Origin of the sequence: Paenibacillus vietnamensis, assembly GCF_020169515.1 — a bacterium.
GTDB lineage: Bacteria > Bacillota > Bacilli > Paenibacillales > Paenibacillaceae > Pristimantibacillus > Pristimantibacillus vietnamensis.
Genome location: NZ_JAHMHW010000014.1, coordinates 68,400 through 78,506, shown reverse-complemented (window position 1 = coordinate 78,506; position 10,107 = coordinate 68,400). Strand labels below are relative to the sequence as shown.

Here is a 10,107-nt window from a genome sequence, read left to right as displayed (position 1 = left end):
TTTTGATCCTTTCATTCTAGTTTAGTAGGATATTAACCAATAAAAAAAGAACCTCAAAACAAGGTTCATAGGAATGGTCTATGACTCCTTGTGGCAACCGGCTGCCATCCATCGAACTAGTTCCAATGGTTCAGGCCCTTAGCTTTGCGTCTTACGGTTTCCCGTAATTTGCCTTTTTCACTTGGTTAATTGTTCTTATTAGCAGTTTATGTCTAAAATATCATCAAGCCAAATCGTTTAAATAACAAAAGAGACCCTAGGAGGTCTAGAGTCTCTTTTCGGTTTGCTAAGATTAACGCAGCAATTGCAGAACGCCTTGTGGCTGTTGATTCGCTTGAGCAAGCATCGCTTGCGAAGCTTGAGCGAGAATAGAGTTTTTAGTTTGCTCCATCATTTCCTTCGCCATATCTACGTCGCGAATACGGGATTCAGCGGCAGTCAGGTTTTCGGAAGAAGTGTTCAAGTTATTAATAGTATGCTCCAAACGGTTTTGATAAGCACCAAGTTTCGAACGTTCACGAGATACTGTATCAATAGCAGTTTGAATTGTATCCATAGCTGTTCTTGCGTTAGCTGCAGATGTAACATCAATTGAAGCAGTATTTAAAGAACCAGCAGTGCTATCAATTTTAGCAATTGTAACGCCTAGTCTTTGAGATACATCATTCTCGGAACCAATTTGGATATTCTTCGCTGCATCCGCAGTTGTAATTACAGTACCTGCACCGCCACCACCGTTGTTAGCAGCTGCTAATCCCGCAGCAGTCCATGTTCCATTTACTGTAATTTTCACGCCTAGTTTATCAAAATTCAATGTACCTGCTGTTCCATCAACCGCCGCGATTTCCTGTATATTACCATTTCCGTCATCCAATGCTACCGTACCCGCACCACCACTACCTACCGCAATTGTGTATGTAGTAGATGCATCAGTGCCTCCAATATCTATGGAAACAACTCCATCACTCCCAGCTTCCAAACCAGATGTCGCATCTAGTTGAACACCAAATGTTCCGTCTAAAAGAGTTTCTCCATTAAACTTTGTCGAAGTTGAAATACGGTCGATCTCAGAGTTTAATTGTGTGATCTCGTCAGCAATCGAATTTCTGTCATTCGTGGACAATGTTTCATTTGCAGCTTGTGTCGCAAGCTCATTCATACGTTGAAGAATAGAATGTGTTTCGTTCAATGCACCCTCAGCAGTTTGAATCAACGAGATGCCATCTTGAGCGTTACGGGATGCTTGATCCAGACCACGGATCTGCCCACGCATTTTTTCAGAGATTGCAAGACCAGCCGCATCGTCGCCAGCGCGGTTGATGCGAAGACCAGAAGACAATTTCTCGATGGATTTAGATTGATTTGCTGTGTTTACACCCAACTGACGGTGAGTGTTTAGAGCACCAATGTTGTGATTAATACGCATGGATATTTCCTCCCTGAAATGTCGAATTTCCGCATCCTTGCGGAAGCTTGCGAAAGTAGGTCGGCCGCCCTATCTTCCGTGCTACTATATATATCGGCGGGAGAAATTGATTTTTAATAGTAAATTTATTTTTAGAACACTATTTTTTAAAAAGTTTTGATACCTCGTCGATCGATATCCTTTTAGCTGCAGCTGCCCGATTCTCTTCCTGAATGATACTGTAGATCTCTTTTCTATGAATCTCAACCTCTCTAGGAGCCCGAATGCCTAATTTGACATTATCCCCTTCCACGCCGAGCACAATAATCTCAATATTTCCTCCAATCATGATGGATTCATTCGTTTTACGTGATAGGACTAACATAGCTTTACCTCCTTATGCAGGAATGAGCGGAGCTCGCGAGCTGTAGTTTTCATCGTGAAGGATAATCTGTTTGCCTAATCTTTCGCGTACATTGAATACAAGAGGGGCCATTAAATTTATTGTCGCAAGTTCAGGATCAGTCGGAACGGTAATGACGGACCAAACTTCAATATCTGCTTCCGATTGGATTGATAATTCTTGTTTAGCCGAATCCGATAAATCCCATTCATAATCCGGGTATATAAAAAACGGATTTGCTAAAAAAAGTGTAATGTCGTCTTCTTTAGACTTCATAATTTTCAAGGGTATTTCTCCATCTAAGTCCAATAACTCAAATTGATGTAAATGCTCGAATCCTGGAATTCCGTTTTCAAAATAAAAAACTTGGGATTCATTATTCAATATTAAAACCTCCAGTTATGTATCTCAGTAAAAAATAAAACTATAGACTCGGTCCCTGTTAGAACGACTCGTCTATAGTCTCCTCTATAAAACATATCAGATCAATTCATTAATTTGCGGCGGTATAATTTCCAGCTTTGGATATTGGCTCATGTAGATTTCAAGCTTTCCACGTTCATAGTGGTGGATAGGTTTGTTCACTTGCACATTCAGTTCGACCCGTCCCGGGGTCGTCTCAATCGTGAGTTCGCTAGGCGTATATGTTATATCCACATTATCAAATGAAGCTGCGCCACGAAAATCATATTCCGAATAGGTTCTCTGCCAATCTCCTGCCATTTCCGCAATTGGATTTCCTCCCCGATGAATTGCCGCCATCCGATTGCCTTGTTCCACTATACGTTCAAGTCCGCGAAGAGCCATGTCAGAAGCCATGGAATAAATTGTGCTCATGGTTTTCAAGTTGTCCCCAAGTGCCAATGCGTCCCAAGCCCGATCCTGATTAATTTCGAGTTGGGCTCTCGTAGTGTTCATATGCTGGACTGGCTCGATCTGTTCCATCTCTAGCTTTGCCTGGGGCTGCTCCAGCTCCTGCCTGCCGTTATCTGCATCGATATGGATTTTCCCATACTGCTGCCGGATTTGGATCTGAGGAATTTGCATAGTGCTATCCCCTATCTAAGGAAGTCAACCAAGCTCGGTCGAATCAACTGAGAGCCAACCGATAGAGAGGCTTGATAGACGTTCTCCTCCATCTTCATATTTGTAATGACCTTGGCCATATCCGCATCCTCTGTCTTAGACTGGAGGGTCTGAAGATTAATATCCAAATCGCTAAGTCGGTTTTGAATCAGCTCTACTCGATTCATTCGCGCACCGACTTCTGACCTCATGGTCAACATTTTATTCATCCGTGTGTCAAATTGTCCAATCAAAGCAGAAATACCATCGTGATCTCCGGTAGCCAACATATCATGAGCACGACGCAACAATTGAAAGACATTATCGCTTGTCGTATCTGTATCATTAGCCACGGCTTCTCCAAACACTTCGTTACCCGTCACATTAACTGCCATGCTCATGTTAGCTGAAAGCTCATATTTAACTGATCCAGTGTCAGTCGAAAGATGATATGCCTTATAAATGGGCGGTGTTGCAAGAGGATCTGCGGTATCTTCAAGCGTCAAAGTTGAATATGGTTTTTCTGTGGTATTTTCACCATTAAATACTTGTTGACCGTTAAATCTTGTATTGCCAATTTCTATCATTTGATTGTACAGCTGAGACATTTCAATTTTAATTGCATTCATATCAGTTTGATCCAATGTTCCATTAGCCCCTTTAACCAGCAACTCCCGAGCTCGCTGCATAATATCGCCTGCTTGACCAATCGTTGTATCTGTATATTGAAGAAACGATATCGCAGAGTTGACATTCTCCGTATATTGGGTGGTTGAGCTAAGCTCGCTTCTGTAACGAAGAGCAAAGGTGATGCCAATTGGATCGTCAGAGGGTTTGTTTATGATTTTCCCTGTAGAAAGCTGATTTTGCAGCGTATTCATTCGGCCGAGATTGTTTGTTAAATTCCGCATAAGCTGCGTATTCAGCATGGACTGTGTTACACGCAAAGACATGGAAGGTCACCCCTGCTTCTATAAATTAGAGGCCGACGCGGCCCATACCGTTTATTACTTTATCCAAAATTTCGTCAATCATCGTCATGTTGCGGGCAGCAGCGTTGTAGGCATGCTGGAATTTGATCATGTTGGACATCTCTTCGTCCAGTGAAACGCCGCTGACCGATTGTCTGCGTGAATCGACCTGCTCCACGATAATTTGCTGGTTCGCTTGCATCCGGGTCGCTTCCGCCGTTTGGACGCCTAGCTGACCAACAACCGAGCGGAAATAGGCATCAATCGTATTCTTACTCTCGCCGGTACCAGCATCGAAGTCGATACGGGTGTCCCGCATTTGGGAGAACAGCACAGCTAAAGAGTTGTTGCCGGTAATGACCGTCTCTGAGCCGTCGGCATTAATCGCAACCCGCATCGAGCTCGCAATGAGATTGGAATTAGCGACAATATCCGGATTCAGGGTAATGTTCGATGCCGTCAAACCTGCCGTGCCGCCGGAGCCGTCCGTAAAAAACGGAAGTCCCGGATCGTCACCGGCAAGATTATAGCCAAGCTGATGCAAACCATTGAGGCCTTTGACAGTCACGGTCGTATCCTCGGCAAGCGTCCGATTAGGCCCCGTGTACGTTACACCGTTCAACACCGTGCCTTCCGGGAGAACGGAGCCTTTTGGAAGGGTAACCTCAAACTCGCCGTTTGCCATCGTTTGGACCATTTTGTCGAGCTCGTTGATGTAGCCCTCCACAAAATGATCTCTGGAATGGATCGTTCCGTAAATCGCCCCGCTGTTAAGATTGCCGGAATTAAACGCCGCCGTAATCGAAGCCATATCTACGGTCCCAGCAGTCTGATTCTCGACCAGTTCAACGTTGCCCATCGTAATTCTGTAGCCGTTAGCCTGATCCTCTACACGAATGTTAACGAGTCCTGACAGCTGGTCAGTTAGCAGGTCGCGCTGGTCCCTCAGATCGTTGGCGCTGTCGCCGAGCCCTTCCACCCTGCGGATTTCGCCGTTCAGCTGAGCGATGCTCGCCGTCAGAGAGTTCACCGTATTGATGTTGATCTCGACATTCTCCGTCAAATCCGCCTTTAGATCGCTAAGCTGCTTGGCCGTATAGTTAAACGCATCTACCATCGCCAGCGTTTGTTCCATGACGACTTTGCGGCCGTCGGCGTTTTCGGGGTTTTTGCTGAGATCAGACCATGAATTCCAAAAATTCGAGATAACCGTTCGAAGCCCCGTTTCGCTCGGCTCATTTACGATCCCTTCGAGCTTGGTCAGCGTATCCAGCTGAACGGTGAAATTGCCATGCGATTTATATTCATTGCGGAATTGGTTATCCAGAAACTTCTCTCTAACGCGAGTAATCGAGCTGGCTTCGACACCGGTCCCCAGCTGGCCGGCCGCGACCGATTTGGAGTAGCCGACCGCATCGATCGGCCTGGAAGCCGTCATGTTCACCACCTGGCGCGAATATCCAGCCGTGTTGGCGTTTGCAATGTTGTGCCCGGTTGTATTCAAAGCGGATTGCGTCGTGAACAAGCTCCGCCGAGCCGTCTCTAATCCGTGAAATGTGGATGCCATCGTCGTATGCCCTCTTTCCTCACGTTCTTATGTTAAAACGGCCGTTCCGCTGCTGGGCCATACCTTGTACCGCCCTGTGATAGGTAACGTCCTCTTCCTCGGGACCGAGCAGTAAATCCTGCGTAAAATGCAAATATTCGAGCGTCATTTTGACTAATTGCTGATTGAATTCGTTAATATCCTGAAGCTCGGTAATGACGGCGTTCAGCTCTTTCCACATTCGCTGAAGCTGCTGCTTCTCTTCCGCCTGAAAAACCATCTGGATCAGCTTCTCCATCTTGAAAGAGCGCTGCTGGCCCGTCACCTTATGGGAGAGCATATACTTCCCCACAAGAAAAGCACGCTGCTGTTCAAGCTCCAATAACCGCTCGAGAATCTTCTTCTCTTTGTTCGAGATAAACGATATCGTCTCCACCTGATTATGCCGGATGGCTTCCGTCTTGGCTTTCCCGTACTCGACCAGCTGCCTGTGCTCATCCGTCAGCTCTTGCAGCACCGATAAAATTTGCTGAATATATTCGTTCATGAGTGGGCTACTCCTTCAGGTAAGGAAGCAGCTTCTCGGCGATTTTGCCGGCCTCCACATGATAAGTGCCGGATGCCACCTGCTGCTTGAGTTTCTCAATCTGCTTACTTCTCTCCGTGCCTTGCGTCTGGCTCGAGTTCAGCATTTCCTTGGCGGCAGCCGAAATTTGGACCTCGTCCTTCTGGCGTGGTTTGTTCGATTGGCTCAGCCTGGCTTCGTGCTGCTTCTGATACGGGTTGTGCGCGCCGATCCGGTTCGTTTCATTTATTTTCACAGTTGATCACCTCGTTATTTGACCGTAACTAAAAAAGCCGATTACCTTTACAAGTATTATCGGCTTCGGTTAAGGGATATGTTATAGACTCGGGAAGATTAGCTTCTTTTCATTATTTTCCTTTGTAGCGGTCTAATCCTTTGTATGCAGCTGCTTGGGTTTGAATTCGGCTGCGTGCATCCTTGTTGGCGAGGTCCTCAAACATCTGTTTCTTGTCCTTCTCCAATCGGGTGCGGCAAAGATCACAAATATGGTGCTCGCGGATTAAGGTGCCGCAGGATTCGCAAGGGTAAGACATGTTGGGCGCATTTACGAGAGAAATCCGGCCTTCGCGGATGAATTTTGTAATTTGCTTGATCGATACGCCGGTGGCCTCGGAAACGTCGGTTATAATCGCACCTTTAAATTCACGCAAATAGTTGGCGCAAAGCTCGTATTCCTTATCTATTTCCCGTAGACAATTCGGGCATACGTCTCTAAAGTTTTTGGCAAACAGCCTTCCGCAGCGAGGACAATTATCCAGGTTCATCGCGCTTAGCCCCCTTCGTTCGTCGAAATCATGCTATTAGTTTAATCGAAAGCTGTCATTTTTTCACTATTATTCTACTAATACAATTCGCAGAGAGATTTCCTATGACCTCGCCCAGGTCAGAATGTAGACTTCTATCGGAATGCCGGCGTTCAAAAGAAGCGTCTGAGAACACGCTTCAGCCGTGCTTCCCGTCGTGTAAATATCATCAATGAGCAAAATGCGGGGAGGGCGGGCTAGATGCTCTTGGAGCTTCGCCGCTTCATTAGGATTAACAATAAAAAGCTGCCTCGTATCCCGGAGCCGCTCTGCGCGGGTTTTGAAGCTTTGCTTTTCGGTGTGTCGGTCACGGACCAGCAGGTGCAGGAGAGGAATACCATATTGATTCGCAAGCTGTGAAGCGAGCTGCTCCGCCTGATTAAAGCCGCGGTCAGCCGCCCGCTGTTCGCTGATGGGGACATAGGTGACGGCGGACCAATGGTCGGCGAAAATCAACTTGTTGGGTCGGCCGTTTCGGCTCGGCCGATTTGACAATGGTGCCGATATCTCGGCGGTCAGAGCCTCGAAAACGGGCTGCAGCATGCCGCCGAGCAATGGAGCCAGCCGCTCGTTGCCGCGGTATTTGTACTGCGCGAGGACGCCGCGCATCATCTCGTTGTAGTGCACCGCGCTGCGGTTGCACACGAAGGATGGATGCGGACGGCGGATGCAGTCGTCGCATGGAATGCCGCGCCCGCATTTTGCGCAGCGGATGCGGGCGATCCACGGAATTGCGGAGAGGCACGCTCCGCAAACGGATTTCCGAAGCTGGGGCGGCAGCTTCGAATGGTTTTGGGCGGCCGCGCTGCGGGCGCTCTGCTGCGGCTTGCCGCAGAGCAGGCATGCGGCAGAGCCCGGGGCGAGCAGCTGCGCGGACGCGGTGAAGGCGGACAGGAGCCGCCGGAGCCAGGCTTCAGGGGATCTGCTCATCGCGGCGAGCCTCCTTGGCCTTTAGGGTGCAGAAAGCCTTGCTTGCGCGCCATCTTGTTCATCGTGCGGATATGCCGCACGGCGGCGGTCTGCGGACGATTGCGCTCGCGGCTGCAAAAATATACCCGCCCAAACGGATCATCCCCGGAACGCCCCGCCCGTCCGGCCATTTGAACCAACGAAGCTTCGTCAAACAGCTTTCCGTCCGCATCGAGAATATAGACGTCGCTCATCGGAATCGTAACTCCCCTTTCGAGAATAGTAGTTGTAACCAGTACGCGAATTTCTCTGGAACGGAAACGATGTACCTTGTCCGAACGTTCCGCATCCTGCGAGGACGTTGCCGCAACGTCCGAATGCCGGAGCACAGCCCTCAACAGCTCGGCCATCGGTTCGGTTTGCGCAATTCGCTGCACAAAAACAAATAACTGCGCTCCGCGTTCGAGAGACTGCCGTAAGGCAGCCAGCAGCTTGCCGGGAAGCTTGCGCCGCTTCAGCATTTGATGCACGGCAGGCGTTTGGATCCATGCGGGAACAGGGAGCGGATGCCTGTGATAGCGGACCGGCACTCTGGCATGCGGCAGCCTGCCGTGCCGGGCATCTCGCTGCAGCTCGCTTGGCGGCGTAGCGGACAGAAGCAACCGTGGTGCACCGGGAGCACAGCTTTTGTCTGCAGCAAAATGAAGGATCGGATCGCCATGATAGGGGTAGGCATCGATCTCGTCGACAATCACAAGGTCAAATCCTTGATAAAACCGCAATAACTGATGCGTCGTAGCAAGCGTAATATCGCCGTTCTCCCATCTCTGCTCGCTGCCTCCATATAGCGTAACGACCGCAGCCTTCGGAAAAGCTCTCCGAATCCGCGGATCGAGCTCGGTAACCACATCTCGGCGCGGCGTCGCGATCAGCGCTCTGCCTCCTCGCAGCAGCACCGATTCTACAAGCGGAAAAATCATCTCCGTTTTCCCAGCGCCCGTCACCGCCCACAGCAAAAAATTGCGGATCTCCGCCTTGCTCCCGTCGGCAGATGGATGCTGACCAGGCTTCGCCTCGACCTCGCTGGCAGACAAATGCTTCCCAAGTTTCACATCGTTGCCTTCGGCAGATAAACGTTGTCCGGGTTTTGCCAGCCCCTTTTCCACAAAGCGGAGCGCCTTGCCTGCCGCGGCCGTCTGAGCCGGACTTAGCTTCCACGCAGCCAGGCGCCTTTCTATGGGCGCCAATGACCGACCGCCCATACCCACGCCCACCGCTCGCTGTCCCGTCACCAGCAGCTCGCATTCCCGACTCCGCCCCATGCCAATGCATGCCGTGCAATAGGCGCATACCCGCCCGCACGCCGCGCATGCCGTGCGGGCCAGCAGCGCCTCGCCGCTCCCGCAGCGCAGACACCTGCGCTCGCGCCTGCGGCGCCCCCGGGCGTCCGCCCGCCTGCCATAGGCGGCGACCGATCCGCCCAGGCGCACGCGCCCGAGCAGCGCTGCAAGCTGGAGCATGGCGCTCCAGCTTGCGCCCGCCGCCGGGACGCCGGCGCCCAAGAGCAGGTCGTGCGCTTCGCCGCGCAGCAGCGCACGTCCCTCAAGAGCATCGGCGGCGCGCTTCGCCCCCGCCGCCAGCTCCCCGAGCCGGGCATCGCTGAACGCTCGCCCGCCCTCTCTTTGCTCGCTCCCAGCCCCAGCTCGCTCCGCCCCTCCATGCTCACCGCCCACTTTCGCTCTCCTACATCCTACTTCTCCCGCCAGCTCTGCTCCCTCACGCCTAACTCCATCCTTCACTCGCTCAGCATACCCGCCAAACTCCCCCTCCCACCGCTCCACTAACTCCAACACCATCTCCACATCCCGCCTGTCATGGTTTACCTTTCCCCTGCCCCCAAACCAACGGCTCCACCAGCTCACTTCCCGCTGACCACTCCCACCGCGCTCCGCAGCCTCCCGCTTCGCCGCCTCTACGCAAGCTTGCAAACGCAGCAGCACCTCTCTTTCCTTCTCTCTTTCCTTCTCTCTTTCCCCTTTCATTTTCATTTCCCGTTCTATTTCCCATTCTCCCTCCCTTTTCTCATTTCGTAACAGTACCGCCTTCCTCCCCAATCCACTCCCCCTACTCCTCCTCTCCCCACCCGCTTTCTCCCAAATCTCCACCGCCCTGCAAGCATCCCCCAGAGGCAGTGCCTCCCGCCAAAGCCATCCCATTCTGGCTTTACTTGCATTCAACCTCCCAGCCGAACCGAACCGCCCTTCCAGCCAAAAATGCTTGTCCACTAACGGATCGATCGTCATGCGAGCCTGCCAGAGGCCTTCCACTTCAACAGCATAAAAAAATCCCTTCATTAATATATCCGCCTCTCTTCTGTTGTCTTCTTGAATTCGCTCATGTAATACCGCCCTTCATCTTC

Annotated in this window: 11 protein-coding genes and 1 riboswitch; all 11 genes read right to left on the bottom strand. The window is 50.7% G+C overall.

Annotation, left to right across the window (positions count from 1 at the left end):
• Positions 1 to 89: 89 nt before the first annotated feature.
• A riboswitch (cyclic di-GMP riboswitch) is annotated at positions 90 to 183 on the bottom strand.
• A 109-nt stretch (positions 184 to 292) separates the two neighbouring features.
• Entirely contained in the window at positions 293 to 1,426 is a 1,134-nt protein-coding gene (locus KP806_RS21210; protein WP_224725746.1) for a flagellin N-terminal helical domain-containing protein, read from the bottom strand.
• Between the two features lie 139 nt (positions 1,427 to 1,565).
• Complete coding sequence (csrA, locus tag KP806_RS21205) at positions 1,566 to 1,790, bottom strand: carbon storage regulator CsrA (RefSeq protein WP_224725745.1); 225 nt, start codon at positions 1,788 to 1,790, stop codon at positions 1,566 to 1,568.
• 12 nt (positions 1,791 to 1,802) lie between these two features.
• The gene (fliW, locus tag KP806_RS21200; RefSeq protein WP_224725744.1) at positions 1,803 to 2,192 is read right to left on the bottom strand and encodes a flagellar assembly protein FliW; all 390 of its coding nucleotides are present in this window, start codon (positions 2,190 to 2,192) and stop codon (positions 1,803 to 1,805) included.
• 96 nt (positions 2,193 to 2,288) lie between these two features.
• Entirely contained in the window at positions 2,289 to 2,855 is a 567-nt protein-coding gene (locus tag KP806_RS21195) for a DUF6470 family protein (protein WP_224725743.1), read from the bottom strand.
• A gap of 11 nt (positions 2,856 to 2,866) precedes the next feature.
• Positions 2,867 to 3,826 carry a flagellar hook-associated protein FlgL gene (gene flgL / locus KP806_RS21190; protein ID WP_224725742.1) on the bottom strand — a complete coding sequence of 320 codons (960 nt, stop codon included), beginning with the start codon at positions 3,824 to 3,826 and terminating at the stop codon, positions 2,867 to 2,869.
• 25 nt (positions 3,827 to 3,851) lie between these two features.
• Complete coding sequence (flgK, locus tag KP806_RS21185) at positions 3,852 to 5,411, bottom strand: flagellar hook-associated protein FlgK (RefSeq protein ID WP_224725741.1); 1,560 nt, start codon at positions 5,409 to 5,411, stop codon at positions 3,852 to 3,854.
• Positions 5,412 to 5,430: 19 nt separating this feature from the next.
• A complete protein-coding gene (locus tag KP806_RS21180) occupies positions 5,431 to 5,937 on the bottom strand; it encodes a flagellar protein FlgN (RefSeq protein ID WP_224725740.1) in 507 nt (168 codons plus the stop codon).
• A 7-nt stretch (positions 5,938 to 5,944) separates the two neighbouring features.
• Positions 5,945 to 6,211, bottom strand: a complete 267-nt coding sequence (flgM, locus tag KP806_RS21175; RefSeq protein WP_224725739.1) for a flagellar biosynthesis anti-sigma factor FlgM — start codon at positions 6,209 to 6,211, stop codon at positions 5,945 to 5,947.
• 112 nt (positions 6,212 to 6,323) lie between these two features.
• Positions 6,324 to 6,740 (bottom strand): TIGR03826 family flagellar region protein, encoded by a 417-nt coding sequence (locus KP806_RS21170; protein WP_224725738.1) that lies wholly within the window; start codon positions 6,738 to 6,740, stop codon positions 6,324 to 6,326.
• A gap of 102 nt (positions 6,741 to 6,842) precedes the next feature.
• Positions 6,843 to 7,709: a ComF family protein gene (locus tag KP806_RS21165; RefSeq protein WP_224725737.1), complete on the bottom strand. Its 867-nt coding sequence runs from the start codon at positions 7,707 to 7,709 to the stop codon at positions 6,843 to 6,845.
• On the bottom strand, positions 7,706 to 10,042 hold the full coding sequence (locus tag KP806_RS21160; RefSeq protein WP_224725736.1) for a DEAD/DEAH box helicase: 2,337 nt from the start codon (positions 10,040 to 10,042) through the stop codon (positions 7,706 to 7,708). The genes KP806_RS21165 and KP806_RS21160 overlap by 4 nt, the downstream gene beginning before the upstream one ends.
• Positions 10,043 to 10,107: the final 65 nt, after the last annotated feature.